Annotated in this window: 13 protein-coding genes; 9 read left to right on the top strand and 4 right to left on the bottom strand. The window is 51.8% G+C overall.

Annotated features, from left to right (window positions below; genetic code table 11):
* Positions 1-69: 69 nt before the first annotated feature.
* The 5 genes from MJO52_RS21135 (at position 70) to MJO52_RS21115 (ending at position 6165) form a co-directional block, all read left to right on the top strand.
* Complete coding sequence (locus MJO52_RS21135) at positions 70-846, top strand: DeoR/GlpR family DNA-binding transcription regulator (protein WP_252083938.1); 777 nt, start codon at positions 70-72, stop codon at positions 844-846.
* Between the two features lie 46 nt (positions 847-892).
* Positions 893-2722, top strand: a complete 1830-nt coding sequence (glmS, locus tag MJO52_RS21130) for a glutamine--fructose-6-phosphate transaminase (isomerizing) (protein ID WP_252083937.1) — start codon at positions 893-895, stop codon at positions 2720-2722.
* A gap of 23 nt (positions 2723-2745) precedes the next feature.
* The gene (locus tag MJO52_RS21125) at positions 2746-3594 is read left to right on the top strand and encodes an alpha/beta fold hydrolase (protein WP_252083936.1); all 849 of its coding nucleotides are present in this window, start codon (positions 2746-2748) and stop codon (positions 3592-3594) included.
* Between the two features lie 547 nt (positions 3595-4141).
* On the top strand, positions 4142-5761 hold the full coding sequence (locus MJO52_RS21120; protein ID WP_252083935.1) for a Na+/H+ antiporter: 1620 nt from the start codon (positions 4142-4144) through the stop codon (positions 5759-5761).
* A gap of 41 nt (positions 5762-5802) precedes the next feature.
* Positions 5803-6165, top strand: coding sequence for a cupin domain-containing protein (locus MJO52_RS21115; RefSeq protein WP_252083934.1), 363 nt, complete (start codon positions 5803-5805; stop codon positions 6163-6165).
* A gap of 117 nt (positions 6166-6282) precedes the next feature.
* Here the strand turns inward: MJO52_RS21115 and MJO52_RS21110 are convergent, their stop codons facing one another.
* Together MJO52_RS21110 and MJO52_RS21105 are read right to left on the bottom strand one after the other, a co-directional pair.
* Positions 6283-8139, bottom strand: a complete 1857-nt coding sequence (locus tag MJO52_RS21110; RefSeq protein ID WP_252083933.1) for a monovalent cation:proton antiporter-2 (CPA2) family protein — start codon at positions 8137-8139, stop codon at positions 6283-6285.
* A gap of 13 nt (positions 8140-8152) precedes the next feature.
* The gene (locus tag MJO52_RS21105) at positions 8153-9460 is read right to left on the bottom strand and encodes a cation:proton antiporter (RefSeq protein WP_252083932.1); all 1308 of its coding nucleotides are present in this window, start codon (positions 9458-9460) and stop codon (positions 8153-8155) included.
* Between the two features lie 442 nt (positions 9461-9902).
* On the opposite strand from MJO52_RS21105, the gene MJO52_RS21100 reads away from it, so the two are divergent.
* The gene (locus MJO52_RS21100) at positions 9903-10301 is read left to right on the top strand and encodes a DoxX family protein (protein WP_252083931.1); all 399 of its coding nucleotides are present in this window, start codon (positions 9903-9905) and stop codon (positions 10299-10301) included.
* Between the two features lie 65 nt (positions 10302-10366).
* Complete coding sequence (gene gstA, locus MJO52_RS21095; RefSeq protein WP_252083930.1) at positions 10367-10966, top strand: glutathione transferase GstA; 600 nt, start codon at positions 10367-10369, stop codon at positions 10964-10966.
* Between the two features lie 124 nt (positions 10967-11090).
* On the opposite strand, the gene MJO52_RS21090 is transcribed toward gstA, so the two are convergent.
* The gene (locus MJO52_RS21090) at positions 11091-12080 is read right to left on the bottom strand and encodes a helix-turn-helix domain-containing protein (protein WP_252083929.1); all 990 of its coding nucleotides are present in this window, start codon (positions 12078-12080) and stop codon (positions 11091-11093) included.
* Between the two features lie 144 nt (positions 12081-12224).
* On the opposite strand from MJO52_RS21090, the gene MJO52_RS21085 reads away from it, so the two are divergent.
* Positions 12225-12638 carry a rhodanese-like domain-containing protein gene (locus tag MJO52_RS21085; protein WP_252083928.1) on the top strand — a complete coding sequence of 138 codons (414 nt, stop codon included), beginning with the start codon at positions 12225-12227 and terminating at the stop codon, positions 12636-12638.
* A 90-nt stretch (positions 12639-12728) separates the two neighbouring features.
* Positions 12729-13178, top strand: coding sequence for a GNAT family N-acetyltransferase (locus tag MJO52_RS21080; RefSeq protein ID WP_252083927.1), 450 nt, complete (start codon positions 12729-12731; stop codon positions 13176-13178).
* A 57-nt stretch (positions 13179-13235) separates the two neighbouring features.
* Here MJO52_RS21080 and MJO52_RS21075 read toward each other — a convergent pair whose 3' ends face one another.
* Complete coding sequence (locus MJO52_RS21075; RefSeq protein ID WP_252083926.1) at positions 13236-14495, bottom strand: multidrug effflux MFS transporter; 1260 nt, start codon at positions 14493-14495, stop codon at positions 13236-13238.
* Between the last annotated feature and the right edge of the window lie 119 nt (positions 14496-14614).

Genomic DNA, 14614 nt, shown 5'->3' with positions numbered 1-14614 from the left:
TTGAAATTCCTGTGGGAATTTATCTTTCATTTTGCTATCTTTAAGTTTCGAAATGAAAGTTAGCATGTTATGTCGAAACGCAATACCCAACAGCGCCGCCATGGGATTATGAGTCTTTTGAATGAAACTGGGGAGGCCAGTGTCGAAGATTTAGCAAGGCGTTTCGAAACTTCAGAAGTTACGATTCGAAAGGACCTTACTGCGATGGAAAACCACGGCCTGCTGCTGCGTCGGCGTGGTGGTGCCATACCGGTTCCACGAGAGTTGGTTGTGGAGGATGGGCCATCGGAAGTGAAGCGCGCTATTGGCCGTGCCGCAGCGGCCTTGATTCCCGATCATCATCGCATCGTGATCGATTACGGCCGCACGACTGCGGCGATGATTCCCGAGCTGGAATCTAAGCGTGGCCTCGTGGTCATGACCAACTCTTTGCATGTGGCTAATGCCCTGCGGGAGCTGGAAAACGAGCCAACCCTGTTAATGACAGGCGGCACCTGGGACCCCCACTTCGAGGCCTTCCAGGGCAAGGTGGCAGAGCAGGTTTTACGCGATTACGACTTCGACAGAGCTTTTATCGGTGCCGATGGCATAGATCTGGAGCGCGGCACTTGTACGTTCAACGAGCAAATAGGTCTTTCCCGGGTGATGGCGGAAGTTGCACGGGAAGTGGTGGTGTTGGCGGAATCCAGCAAGGTTGGCAGGCGCATCCCCAACCAGGAACTATCCTGGTCACAAGTCGATGTACTGGTGACGGATTCTGGTTTGGAAGAGAGTGCCCAGGAGAAACTGAAGGATATGGGCGTGCGGGTGATTTGTGCATCCCCAAAACCTGTTGCCGGTGACTAGCGAAAGAATAAGCAAAAGACTTTTAGGAATTTGAGAGGAAATCGATATGTGTGGGATTGTTGGGGCACTGGCCCAGCGTAATGTGACGGGCATTCTTCTTGAGGGCCTGCGCCGCCTGGAGTACCGGGGCTATGATTCTGCGGGCGTCTGCCTTCGCGATGAATATGGCCAGCTACAGCTGCGTAAGAGCTTGGGCAAGGTCGCAGACCTGGAGGCCAAGTTATCGACCGAGCCTGCTGAGGGCCTCCAGGGAATTGCCCACACTCGCTGGGCAACCCATGGAGTGCCTTCCGACGAAAATGCCCATCCCCATATGTCCGGACATATTACCCTAGTTCACAACGGGATCATTGAAAATCACCAATCCTTGCGTGAGGATCTTCAGGCTAAGGGCTATGAATTTGCCTCGGATACCGATTCTGAGGTGGTGGTTCACTTAGTTCATTCTTTGAGTACCAATGGCCATGGGTTAGTGGATGCAGTAAGCAAGGCTACCAAGATGCTTGAGGGCGCTTACGCGCTCGCTGTGATCAGTAGTGAGGAGCCCGAGGTCCTGGCCTGTGCGCGCTACGGCAGCCCCTTGGTTTTGGGGGTTGGCATTGAGGAGAACTTTATCGCTTCAGACCCAATGGCACTGCGCCAGGTTACCGATCGCTTTATTTTCCTCGAAGAGGGGGATGTAGCGGAAGTGCGTCGCAGCGGAATTTCCGTTCGCAATAAGCAGGGCGAAGAAGTGAGCCACCCGGTGCATAAGCTGGATAGGGGCCACGACGTTGCCGACAAAGGGCGCTATCGCCACTATATGCAGAAGGAAATCTTCGAACAGCCTGAAGTTGTAGCAGCGACTCTGGCTGGGCGTATTGGAGAGCGTACGGTCTTGTCCCAGGCACTGGGTAGCCTCGCCCAGGAAATTTTACCCAAGGTAGAACAGGTGCAGATCGTCGCTTGCGGCACCAGCTACCACGCAGGCATGGTTGCGCGCTATTGGTTGGAGGACTGGGCGGGAGTGCCCTGCTCGGTGGAAGTGGCAAGTGAGATCCGCTACCGCAAGACCGTTGTGCGTCCGGGTACTTTGTTTGTGACTATTTCTCAGTCTGGCGAAACTGCGGATACCCTGGCAGCTCTGCGTCAGGCCAAAAAACTTGGCTACCTGGGTTTTATGACGATCTGCAATGTGCCCAACAGTTCTCTGGTGCGTGAGTCTGAACTTTCGCTGATGACGGAAGCGGGCCCGGAAATTGGTGTGGCCTCAACTAAAGCCTTCACCACCCAATTGGTGGCCCTGCAGTTATTCAGTATTGCATTGGCCAAGGCCAACGGCCTCCCCAGTGAGCGTGAGGCGGAACTGGTGAGTGCGCTGCATCAGCTGCCGAAGCTGATGGAAGAATTTACTGATCTCGATGCACTGGTTCAGCATACTAGCGAGGCTTTTGCGGAGAAGAACCATGCGCTGTTCCTCGGCCGTGGTGTCGAGTTCCCCATCGCCCTTGAAGGTGCATTAAAGCTTAAGGAAATCTCTTATATCCACGCAGAAGCCTATCCGGCAGGTGAGCTCAAGCACGGCCCGCTGGCATTGGTAGATGCGGATATGCCAGTAATTGTTGTGGCCCCCAACAACGAGCTGTTGGAAAAGCTTAAGTCCAACTTGCAGGAAGTGCGTGCGCGCGGTGGACAGCTGTTTGTCTTTGCCAGCCCTAAGGCCGGCTTCACCAGCGAGGAAGGGATCACTGTGGTTGAAGTGCCGGACTCCCCAGAGAGCTTGGCACCTATCCTCTACACAGTGCCTCTGCAGTTACTCAGCTATCATGTGGCGTTGCTGAAAGGTACCGATGTTGATCAGCCTAGGAACCTGGCTAAGTCGGTGACGGTAGAGTAACTCTCCAAGGCCATGGATGGCTTATGAACAAATCCACGCAGCGCTTTAGCTTTACCACGTCGGATGGGGTAAAGCTCAGCTATCTGTGTGCCGGGACTGGTCCGACTCTACTGATACTGCACGGTTGGTCTCAAGGGGCGGCCCTGTTCAAGCATCAACTTGCCGGTTTATGTGATCGCTACCGAGTCATTGCTCTCGATATGCGCGGCCACGGTCAGTCAGAAAAACCCTTGTATGGCTACCGTATTGCCCGCTTGGCGAAGGACTTACAGGAGTTGATCACAGCCCTGGACCCGGCCCCTCTCTATCTACTTGGCCACTCGGCCGGTGCTTCGGTGATCTGGAATTACCTGGAGATGTTTGGCGATACGCGAGTTTCCAAACTGATTTTTATTGATGAACCCGCCGCCTTACTTGCCCAGCCTTATTGGTCTGAACAAGAGCGTTTGCAGGCCGGTGCAATCCTCACTGCCGAACAGCTCTTCCAGTTTACAGGTCAACTGCGTAGCTCCCAGGGCGAGCAGGCAACCCGTGACATTTTGATGTCAATGGTGACTCCGGCAATGACACAGGATCAAAGGGAAGAGCTGGTTGGGGTCAATTTGCAGTTCCCGCGCGCTCTGGCGGCGCGCCTGTTTATTGACAATGTTACTCGAGATTGGCGCGATTTTATCCCCAGAATTGAAAAACCCTCTTTGATCGCCTTCGGCCGTGCCAGCCCTCACCCAGTAGAATGCCAGCAATGGATTCATCAACAAATTAAAAGTTCTCGGTTGGAGATTATCGAGGCTGAAGATGGAGGCAGTCACTTCCTATTTCTTGAAGCGCCACAGAGGTTTAATCGGTTGCTGAGTGATTTTCTCGCCAGTTAGTCGGGTTTAAATAGAGGCCTGTTAATATTTTTTTGGCTGGATTGATTATTATCCTCTGGTTTTCCACAGGTACTCTGTTACCTGATCTGTGTTCTTATCCGGTGGGTAAGATAGGGAGTATTATTAACATTAAAATTTACCCTACGGTAGCAGGTGGCTGTTGACGTGGATAAGTATTCTTTAAATGAATCCAGTTTTCCCAAAATTATGCACAAGGAACTCTAATTTATGAGAAAGACCTTAGGTTAATAACAATCTTTCCCTATTTTTAATGAACTCTCTCTAGAGAGTATCTCTCTACCGATACCAGAGGTGCCTGTTCGAAATTAATTGTTAGGTTTACACCGTTTCGGTTAACTCTTTTCCCTCTTGTGGGGATCTTTGTTTCTTTAAGCGTCTGTGATTTTGCTTAGGCGCTAAAGCCCACGCTTTGAATGACTTTGTGAAGCCTCGGTAATCCTCTTTCCTATACTGGCGGAATGGCTGACCTGTTAAGTCGGGTTGAAAATTGCAGTGCCGCAGTCTTTCAAAGGAATATGAGTGGGCGATGCACTATCTCGTTGTTGCTCTGCTGTTATTGCTGGTAGTGGCGCTCAGCCTGATTGTCGCTAGAGTTTTGCCTTTTCCTGTTCCCTTGCCTCTTATTCAAATTTTAGGCGGTGTTCTTCTCGGCGCCGTGTTCGGCATAAAAATACCATTAGACCCAGAAATATTTTTTCTGCTTTTTATTCCACCTTTGCTTTTTTTGGCTGGCTGGCGCATTCCCAAGGGTGCTCTTTTCAGGGATCTAGGTTCGATAATTACCTTGGCTGTAGGGCTGGTAATATTTACCGTATTTGGCATGGGGTTTTTTATCGCTTGGTTGTTGCCGATTATGCCGATCGCCATGGCATTTGCACTAGCGGCAATACTTGCCCCCACGGATCCTGTGGCCGTATCGGTTGTGCAGGGCACCAATAATATTCCCCCAAGGCTTGAGCATATTCTTGCTGGAGAATCATTATTTAATGATGCCTCTGGGCTGGATATCTTTCGTATTGCTTTGGCTGCGGCGATGACTGGCAGTTTTTCTTTTCCACAGGCCGTAACCGGTTTTTTTTGGGTTGCCATAGGAGGGGTTGCCATAGGTGCGGGGGTGGCATTTATCTGTGGCTATCTGTTGCGCTGGTTGGTGTACCTTCGCGGTGAGGATACGGCGATCCAGATTTTGGTAAGCTTATTGGTCCCTTTTGCCGCCTACCAAGCCGGTCAAAGTGTAGGTGTGTCGGGAATTCTTGCTGCTGCAAGTGCGGGAATTGCCACTCATTACACCAGCCTGCATGGTTCAGAAAAATCCGCTACACGGATGGACCGTAGAGCAGTTTGGAATACCGTACAAACTGTGCTCGATGGCATTATCTTCGTGCTGCTGGGAGAACAGCTGGTGCGCCTTATCGATGTAGATTCGAGTTGGGCTCAGGATATTGGATTAGGTTGGATTGTATTGTATGTCCTGGCAATTTCTTTTGTTCTTTTGATGCTGCGTTTTATCTGGGTTTGGGTATCGCTTTATCTCTCGCGCTTTCGCCGCAACCTTCCCTCTCTCTCTACTCAATTTGCTCTGGTCAGTGTGTTGAGCGTGGCTGGTGTGCGTGGGGCTATCACTCTTGCTGGTGCATTTTCAATGCCTCTTTTAATGCCTGATGGCAAACCATTGCCTGGCCGTGAAGCATCTATAGCGATAGCTATGGGGGTAATTCTGATTTCATTATTGGTTGCCAGTATTTTCTTACCATTCCTTCTTAGGCGCTTACCGGATACGCCCAGTCTTGCGGCGATTGGCGATGAAAAGGGAGCAAGGGTTTCTGCCGCTAAGGCCGCGGAACATCGTCTGATCAGTTTGCGTAAAGAAATAGATGTACACTGGAAAAATAAAGAGATTGCCTACGAGGCGATCGATCACCTGCTGGAGATATACCGTCGGCGCATCAACATCGGTGATGATGAAGCGGGCGAGACGGTATGGTTGAGGGCACGGGTGGAACGCCGTTTTCGTCTGGCGGCATTGGCCGCAGAGCGACAGCGTCTTTTGGAACTCCGTGTGAGCCGGGAGATTGATGATGAGTTGCACAGAAAATTAGTGCTCGAAGTTGATCTGATAGAGGCCAGTATTTTGTCTAAGGAATAGAAGTTTTCCCGGATCAATATTCGCAATAGGTTGGGAAAGGTATGAAGTATATAGAGCTGCTAAGTGTTGATGGCGTATCTACCTTTAAAGAGCGGAAAATAATCCAGAAGAACCATCAGCCACTTGGGGATTATTCTGATCCCTATCAGGTGCGGCAAATATATTTTCGCGAGTTCGATGAGCATCAGATTTTTGATTGGCACTGCGCGCCACGAGAGCAGTTTATTTTTTATCTGGAAGGTGAGGTGAAAATAACGACCAGCTCTGGCGAACAGCATATTTTTAGAGCTGGCGATATTTTATTAGCCAAGGATTTGTGTGGAAAGGGACATGTGAGTGAAACTCTGATACCAGGTCGGGCTGTGATCGCTGTGCTCGATCACAGCTCCGCAGTTGGCCACTAAGTCGCACTCAACCACATTGCGCTCAAAAGTTTGCGCCGTCAGCCAATACCTTAATCTGGGTAAAAGCTATCTTGGCGCTATGTTCCTAAGTCTTTTATCGGCACAGGCAGTGGCCAATTAAGACCTTTCGGTCTCCACTTTCGCCTCTTCCCAGTAATGGTCCAGATGCAGGTCCCTATCGCGGCGGTCTTCTTGTAGAGCCTGCAAGAGTTGTTCACGATAGATACGGCTTTGCGCGATATGCTGTGCCTCATCGCGCCAGTAGGGAAACAGTGCCTCCAGCATACGCTGGTCGTGCTGTTTAAATTTGCGTGCAGCGCGGCGCGCTTGCAAGGGGCTGAGTCCCAGCAGCTCCAGGGCCTTCTCACCAATTGCCAAGGCGGGATCGACGGTCTCGCGAAAAATATATTTTACCCCGGCTTCCATCAGCGCGTATTGGTGCATACGGCTGCGCGCCCGCGCGAGAATCTTTAAGTGCGGAAAGTGTTTTTGCAGCTGCGCGATGATCTCCAAAGACGCGGCCTGATCACTCAATGTGAGTATCACCAAGCGTGCCTGGGCGGCGCCGGCGGCGCGCAGTAGGTCTTCCCGCGTGGCATCACCGTAATAGGCCTCAATACCATAGCGACGAACTAAATCCAGCTGTTCGGCGTTGCGCTCCAGTAGGGTGGTGCTAAAACCACAGGCATTGAGCAGGCGTCCGGCAATCTGGCCGAAACGGCCGTAACCGATGATGATGACCGGTGAATTGGAATCCATCGGTGGTTCGTGTTCGACTGCCTGTGGGGCTTCCGGGCCGATAAGAAAACGCGGCTGAATAAACCTTTCAAATACCAGTAACAGAATCGGTGTGAGCGCCATAGTCAGGGCGATCAGTGCTACCAACAAGCTGCTGGCCTCGGCGTCGAGTACTTGGATTTGAGTGGAAAAGGACACCAAAACGAAGCCAAATTCTCCCGCCTGGGCCAGGGATAGAGCGAATAACCAATCTTCGCCCTTGGACATGCGCAGAAACCTTGCCAATAGGAACAGAACGCCAAATTTCACCACTACCAGGGCTACTACCAGGCCAAACAACAGCAGTGGGTTTTGCGCGATCTGCGCAAAGTTCAGGCTGGCGCCTACGGCGATAAAGAAAAGTCCCAGTAACAATCCTTTGAACGGCTCAATATCTGCCTCCAGTTCGTGGCGAAACTCACTCTCCGCCAACAGTACTCCGGCGAGGAAAGTGCCCAAAGCCGGTGATAGGTCGAGCCAGCTCATTACCGCCGCTGCAGCAAAGACAATCAGCAGAGCGGTAACGGTAAACATTTCGCGTACCTGGCTGCCAGCTACCAGGCGTAACAGCGGTCCCAGCAGATAGCGGCCGGTGATAGCGAAGGCGGCGATGGTGGCAATAACCGCAGCGGCATATCCCCATCCCTCCAAGCCGCTGGCGTGGGATTCGGCGGTAGTACCTGCGAGCAGTGGCAGCAGGGCGAGAATGGGGATTACAGCGATATCCTGGAGTAACAGCACCGCAAAGGCACTGCGCCCGCCTTGAGTTTTGAGAAGCCCTTTTTCATTGAGGGACTGTAAGACGATAGCGGTGGAGGACAGGGCCAGGATCAAACCGATCGCTACGCCGGTGCGCCAGCTCATGTCGAATAACCACAGCGCTATTGCCGCCACTGCAGCAGCGGTCAGGAGTAGTTGCGCGCTGCCGGTGCCGAGGATGGCGCCGCGCATTTGCCACAACTTTTTAGGTTGCATCTCCAGGCCGATCAAAAACAGCATCAACGCTACGCCGAATTCGGCCACATGCATTTCATCGCTGGCATCCCCCACCAGGCCCAGTGCGCTGGGTCCAATGGCCACCCCGGCCAGTAGGTATCCGAGTACGGAACCCAGGCCCAGGCGTGTGGCGATAGGCACAGCGATAACCGCGGCCCCCATAAAGATGACGGCTTCAACAAGGAAGTTAGAGTGTTCCATTGATCGATTATCGCTAGTTAGCAGTGTGTTGCTGATCGCTGGCGGGCGCGCTTTCCGGTTCGGCAAATTCGCGACTGCGGCGTATTAATGGCGCTATGGTAGAGCCCTGCACCACAATAGAAAAGAGCACTACGCCATAGGTCATAACCACCCATAGGTAGCGCAGGTCCTGCCCCTGAACAAAAGCACTGCCAGAGGGGATGGACATGGCCAGGGCCAGGGCCAGGCCGCCTTTGAGACCACCCCAGATCAATATCCGGTTGGTGTAAGGGTGGTAGCTGCGGCGCCTTTTCAGGTACAGGAAGGGCACCCCCACAGCCAGGACTCGTGCCATTAGTACGATGACAATCCCCGCCACCATTAGCAGGTAGTCCGCCGGGCGCAGATCGATAGTAATCAGGAACAGGCCCACCAACAGGAACAGCAGTCCGTTGAGGAAATCCTCGGTGATATTCCAGAAGTTATCCAGTTCGTGCTGGCTCACCCTGGAAAAGCCGCGCTCGCGGGTGAAGTTGCCGATAATAATTCCGCTCACTACCATCGCCAGGGCACCGGAGACACCGAGGATATTGGCCAATGAGAATCCGGCAGTTGGAATGACCAGAGTGAGCAACAGCTCCAGGCTGTGGTCGTCGGTGCAACAGATCAGCCAGTGGAACAGCCCTCCGATAATCAAGCCGAGCAGAATCCCCCCAATCGCTTCCAGCACGAATAGCTCTGCCACTGCCGGTACAGTTGGTTGCCCCCCTTCGAAAGCCACCGCGTAAATTACTGCAAATACCACAATACCGAAGCCATCGTTGAACAGGGATTCCCCTTCCACCTGAATGGAAACCTGCTCCGGTGCCTTGAGGTTTTTCATAATGGCCAATACGGCGATGGGGTCGGTGGGGGAGATCAAGGCACCGAATAACAGGCAGTAAATGAAGGCTACCGGCATATTGATCAACATGAGGAACCAATACAGTAGGCCGCCCACCGCAAAGGTGGAAATCAAAGTACCAACGATTGCCAGCAAGCCAATTTCCAGTTTTTGATTGCGCAATTCCAACAGGTCGATATGCAAACTGCCGGCGAAGAGCAGGAAGCCCAGCATTCCCTTGAGTAGGATGTCTTCCAGGTTAAGCAACGGCAGCAGTTGGTCGGCCCAGGTGCGCAACTCCACTATCCCCAATTTGCCCAGGCCGGTGACAATGAGCGACAAGGCCAGGGCCCCAGTGGTGATGGCAATTGTGGTTTGCGCACGCAGCACATACTGATTTAGGAAACCGAGAAAGACCGACACCGCGGCAAGAAAACAAAAGGTGTAATAGACTTCCATGCCGTGCGTGGACTCCAGGGATAAGAATTGCGGGGCCTTGCCCACCCCTCAAAAGCGATGCTTTTACGGGCGAAATTATCAGTTGCTGAGTGTGCCGTTAGTGTAGTCGCGCAGGGGCCCACTCGAGTTTCCCTGACAGGGCTCTGGGCACAGGGGTGTCAGGTATAGATACCGCCGGCTGCGCCCTGGTTGGGGGCGCGCAATTGTAACGGCTCCTCAGTGCGGTACAACCGCATTTTCTATTTATATCTACAACAACTTTTCCGCGCCTGCCGAAACTGTCATTCGTTAATTTCCGCCTCGTCTGACTCTCAATTGCGGTGCAAGTTTCTCTTAGTGGAATACATTGCTGTCGGCATCGCCCCCATTTCGATATGGCTTCCCAACTACACTGGAGGCATCAGGTAGAGCCCAATGTAACAGTTAAAGAAGAGAGAAGGCCGTGGCACATCATCCCCTGTTATGTGATACCTCTAAACTTGTCGGGCGGGTATTAATGTCCCTGCTGTTTATCTTTGCCGGCTGGAATAAGATCGGCGGCTACAAAATGACGGAAGCCTTTATGGTTTCCATGGGAATCCCCGCCCTGTTACTTCCCTTGGTGATTATCGTAGAACTGGTCGGTGGCCTGGCGATATTGCTCGGATTCTTTACCCGCTTTTCCGCAGTGATTCTTTTTCTCTTCTGTCTGGCTAGTGCCTGGATGGTGCATTACTCACCAGGCGATCCCGCAGAGATGACCAGCTTTATGAAGAACATCACCATTGCTGGAGGCTACCTGATTCTCGCCTGCGCGGGTGCTGGGCGCTTCAGCCTAGATCACTGGATTCGCAAAAAATAGCGCCTTGTGAAGCCAGTAGGCGCCTATATTGCCCGATGCCGCACAGTCCACTCAGGAGGGTCACCGTGAAACTCTTTTATGCGCCAGGAGCCTGTTCTCTATCCCCACATATCGTCGCCCTGGAGGCGGGTATTGATCTCGAACTCTGCAAAGTGGATCTAAAGACGCATACCCTGGAAAACGGCGACGACTTTTATAGAGTTAACCCCAAGGGCTATGTACCAGTACTGCAGCTAGAGGGGGGTGAGTTACTCACAGAGGGCGTCGCTATTATGCAGTTTCTCGCCGAGCAAAAGCCCGATGCCGGTTTGGCGCCACCGTTGGGCACTTTGGACCATTACCGCTTGTTGGAGTGGTTGAATTTTATTAGCGCGGAGGTTCATAAATCTTTCTTGCCCCTGTTTTGGAAAGGCACTGAGGAAGAAAAGAAAAAAGCTCGGGAAAGGATTCTACGTCGCATGGATTATATTGAAGAGCAGCTACAGAACGACTACCTGCTGGGGAATTCTTTATCTGTCGTGGATGCGTATCTCTACCTGATAAACCGCTGGCTCAAGGTGCAGGATTTTGATATGACACGTTGGCCCAGGTTACAGGCTTTTCAGGAACGTATGGCAGCGCGCCCGGCAGTTCAGCACGCCTTGCAAGAGGAAAATCTCAGTTAGATTGAGGGCCCAAGAGTATATTGCCGCCAAATAAACAGTGCATCAGCTCCGCTAGCGTTGGTCGAAGTTGTGGCTGTACTCACTGAAAGCATCTTATCCCGTTCAGGAATAGTCCTCGATTTATTTACTCCCTACACATATCTTCAGCCTTATCTGGACAGGCAAATTGTCGTTGGTACTGACCCGGAGAGATACCGAAAGCTTTACGGAAATGATGGCGAAGGGTTGCACTGCTCTCAAAACCAGAAACTTGTGCTGCATGATCAATGGTCTCACTGCCTGACTCCAGAGCTTTTTGCGCTACACGAAGCCGTTGTTGCGTTAACCATTCTTTAGGGGCCAGCCCCATGGATTGGCGAAATTTTCTATCGAAACTGCGACGAGAGAGATGCGCTTGTTTCGCCAAGTCGCCCACCATGATGGGTTTATCCAGGTTGGCAAGGGCCCAATCCAGGGCGCCCGCGAAATGATCGGGCCGCTTGGAAACTGGGGTCTCTACAAACTGGGCCTGTCCTCCCTGCCGATGAGGAGCCATCACCAGGCGCTTGGCTACAGAATTAGCCAATTCATAACCATGGCTACGCCGTAAATACTCTATACCCAAATCTATTGCTGCTGAGCTTCCTGCAGAACAGGCCAATTTGTCCTGCCAGACATAAAGTACATCCCCTACATACTCTACTTTGGGGAATCGCTTTTTAAAGGTATTCGCATAGCGCCAATGCGTGGTGGCTTGCCTTCCATCCAGCAAACCAATTTCGGCAGGTAAAAATGCGCCAGAACAAAAAGTCAGAATTTGCCGGCGTTCCGCCGCAAAGGCTTCCACAGCAGCGTATACAGATTGTAGGGAGCAGCCCTTGGTTTGTGGTGTAGTCGGCCAGCTGGGTACGACTAACAAATCGTAATCCATCAGGCTGCTCACTTGTCTGCACTGTAGGGATACCCCCCCAAGCCCCAGCTGTGCCTTGGCAGTGAAGGAAACAACCTCTCCCTCATAGAGCGTATCGGTACAGGGGCGGGGTAAACAGAACAGTTCGGTCGCGCAGCCAAGTTCAAATAAGGCAACCTGATGATGAACCAGAATCGCTACGCGCTTTGCTTTTCCCTTATCCATCATGCCCTCCCTTGATTTCTCACTTCGATGACCCAGATTGGCTCAAATTTAACGCTATATGGCTTTTAAGCCAATCGTTAAATAAATAGCCAGAGAACAGAATACATATATGACAAAGAGTGAGTGTTAACCAAGGAGATAATTATGAGTTCTGCTGTAAGTCGTATTGCCCCAGCTAGCAGCCAAAAAGCCCTGCAACATTTCCAAGAACTGATGGCCTTTGAGGCGGACTGCTGGGATGTTCATCATGCCCTAACCAATGGGCGCCAGGACTTCGTGCTGTTGGATGTTCGTGGTGAAGAAGCCTTTCGTCAGGGGCACATTTTGGGCGCTGAGTCCCTACCCTATCAGCACATCAATAAAGAGCTTGTATCTCGCTATCTAGATTCCACTTTGTTCGTCGTTTACTGCGCCGGGCCCCATTGCAATGCAACAGAGAAGGCTGCTGTCCGGTTGGCAAAATTGGGGCTTCCAGTGAAAAAAATGATTGGTGGTATAACCGGATGGATAGATGAAGGGTTCAAACTGGTGGGAGAAAAGGAAACTATCAGCGCCTAAGATCAAAGTGAGATTCTATCTCTCAAGGCCAGAAACAAAGAGGGTGAAGATTGCACCCTCTACCAATCCATCAAATTTGGCAACAAATAAATGCTTATACGTAACGCAAAGCCTAGTGATATTCCCGAACTATTGGAGATGATGCGTGGGTTAGCTAAATTCGAAGGCTACTTAGATAAGTTCAAGGTTACTGAGGAAGAATTAAATAATCGGCTATTTAAGCGGGCAGACTTTCAATGTTTAGTGGCCGAAGACAGCGGTGTAGCTATTGGCTACCTGGTTTTTTATGCCCTTCCCTTTACCTATGATTTAACTCCCTGGTTGTGGATTAAAGAACTTTACGTAGTTGGTAACAAAGAGTATCGCCGTAAAGGGGTAGGAAGGGCATTGATGGGGTTTTTAATAAAAGAGGCCTATGAGCGGGGTAGTGCCAAAATAAAGTGGGAAGTTCTTTCTACTAATGTAGATGCACAAGCTTTTTATCAACAACTAGGTGGAGCTCCGGAACAGAAGTGGCAAATATGGTCCCTGAGTATTTAGCCAATATAGCCGGGCCGAAATACCCCCTTTTCAATAGATGAACACAAAACAGACTCCTCAACGCGGGGTAAAACGCCTGGTGATTGGTATATCCGAGTCGATGGGTTTGCGCGCTTGAGCAATTACCAAAGTGGAGAACAGGGCCACTACTGCACACCCAAACATGGACGCGGCAATAGGAACCAGGGTGCCTGTGTGCAGGCTGCTTACTAATCCGCCCAGCACACCGCCAGTGATAAAAATTGTGGCGCCATACAGGGCGTTGGCGCTGCCGCTGATTTTGGGAAAAAACTCCAGATAACAGGCGGCGGCATTGGGCCCAGTAATACCGATACAGCTCATTACCAATACCAGAGGTACCATCCACAGAGTCAGCTCTTTAATACCGGTCAGAGTGCCGAGTAATAGCAAACCACAGCCGAGCATCTGCAGGGTGACGCCAGCCAATAAAATATTGCGCGGCTGGAACAGGTTGAGCAGGCGGATATTGACCTGCACCATACAGATCAGCCCCAGAATACAGGCGCCAAAGAATAGCGGGAAGCGGCTCGGACTGACACTGAAGTAGTCCATAAAGACAAAGGGTGCGGTGGTGATATAGATAAACATCGAACCACTGACACAGGCCTGGGCGCCGAGAAAACCGAGGGCGCGGCGGTTGCGTAGCACTTGTCCATAAGTGGAAATCAGTGAAGCTAATGGCATCAACTGGCGCCGCGCGCGGGTAAAACGCGATACAGTTTCTGGTAACAGTAAGCGCACTAATAGCAGCATGGCAGCGGCGTACAGTAGCAGGAATACAAAAATACTCTGCCAGCCACCCACTGCGAGCAGTAGAGAGCCGATTACTGGAGCGATCAGGGGGGCGATCAGCATGATGGTACTGATCATAGAAATAATTTTGGCGGCTTCACGCCCACTGTGCAGATCGCGCACTATGGCGGCGCAAATCACTGTAGCAAAACCGCCCCCCACGGCCTGGAAAAAACGCAGGATAATCAGTTGATCGACATGGTCGGCAAACAGGATCAGCAGTGAACTGACGATATAAATGCACAGGCCGATAGTGCCGACCAGTCGCCTGCCCCAACGATCGGAGAGAGGGCCGCCGAAGAGCTGGCCTAGGGCAAAACCCAGTAAAAAGCTGGAGACCGAATACTGCACCCGCTCCACTTCGGTATCGAGCGCACCGGCCATGGCCGGGATAGCCGGCAAGTAACTGTCGATGGAAAATGGCGTCAGGGAGACCAGCGCCGCTAGCCATACCACCAACCAGCGCGGTGCTTTTTGCTCAGCGGATAATGCGGTGGATGTCATGGAATTGCTCTGGAACGGCTAGGGGCACTTGTTGGCAGTGGCAGTAGATTGCCGGATACAGCAGGCATGGTAGAGGGGCTGTGACACATTATCCAGTGCCGCATTCTTGCAAATTTCCC

It is taken from the genome of Microbulbifer variabilis (assembly GCF_023716485.1).
Classification (GTDB): domain Bacteria; phylum Pseudomonadota; class Gammaproteobacteria; order Pseudomonadales; family Cellvibrionaceae; genus Microbulbifer; species Microbulbifer variabilis_B.
The sequence above is the reverse complement of the archived record's forward strand: the minus strand, read 5'-3'. Positions and strand labels throughout refer to the sequence as shown.

Bases quoted from the DNA above. Each gene is read 5' to 3' on its own strand.
- MJO52_RS21135 (WP_252083938.1), top strand. From the start codon at position 70: ATGTCGAAACGCAATACCCAACAGCGCCGCCATGGGATTATGAGTCTT.
- glmS (WP_252083937.1), top strand. From the start codon at position 893: ATGTGTGGGATTGTTGGGGCACTGGCCCAGCGTAATGTGACGGGCATT.
- MJO52_RS21125 (WP_252083936.1), top strand. From the start codon at position 2,746: ATGAACAAATCCACGCAGCGCTTTAGCTTTACCACGTCGGATGGGGTA.
- MJO52_RS21120 (WP_252083935.1), top strand. From the start codon at position 4,142: ATGCACTATCTCGTTGTTGCTCTGCTGTTATTGCTGGTAGTGGCGCTC.
- MJO52_RS21115 (WP_252083934.1), top strand. From the start codon at position 5,803: ATGAAGTATATAGAGCTGCTAAGTGTTGATGGCGTATCTACCTTTAAA.
- MJO52_RS21110 (WP_252083933.1), bottom strand. From the start codon at position 8,139: ATGGAACACTCTAACTTCCTTGTTGAAGCCGTCATCTTTATGGGGGCC.
- MJO52_RS21105 (WP_252083932.1), bottom strand. From the start codon at position 9,460: ATGGAAGTCTATTACACCTTTTGTTTTCTTGCCGCGGTGTCGGTCTTT.
- MJO52_RS21090 (WP_252083929.1), bottom strand. From the start codon at position 12,080: ATGGATAAGGGAAAAGCAAAGCGCGTAGCGATTCTGGTTCATCATCAG.
- MJO52_RS21085 (WP_252083928.1), top strand. From the start codon at position 12,225: ATGAGTTCTGCTGTAAGTCGTATTGCCCCAGCTAGCAGCCAAAAAGCC.
- MJO52_RS21080 (WP_252083927.1), top strand. From the start codon at position 12,729: ATGCTTATACGTAACGCAAAGCCTAGTGATATTCCCGAACTATTGGAG.
- MJO52_RS21075 (WP_252083926.1), bottom strand. From the start codon at position 14,495: ATGACATCCACCGCATTATCCGCTGAGCAAAAAGCACCGCGCTGGTTG.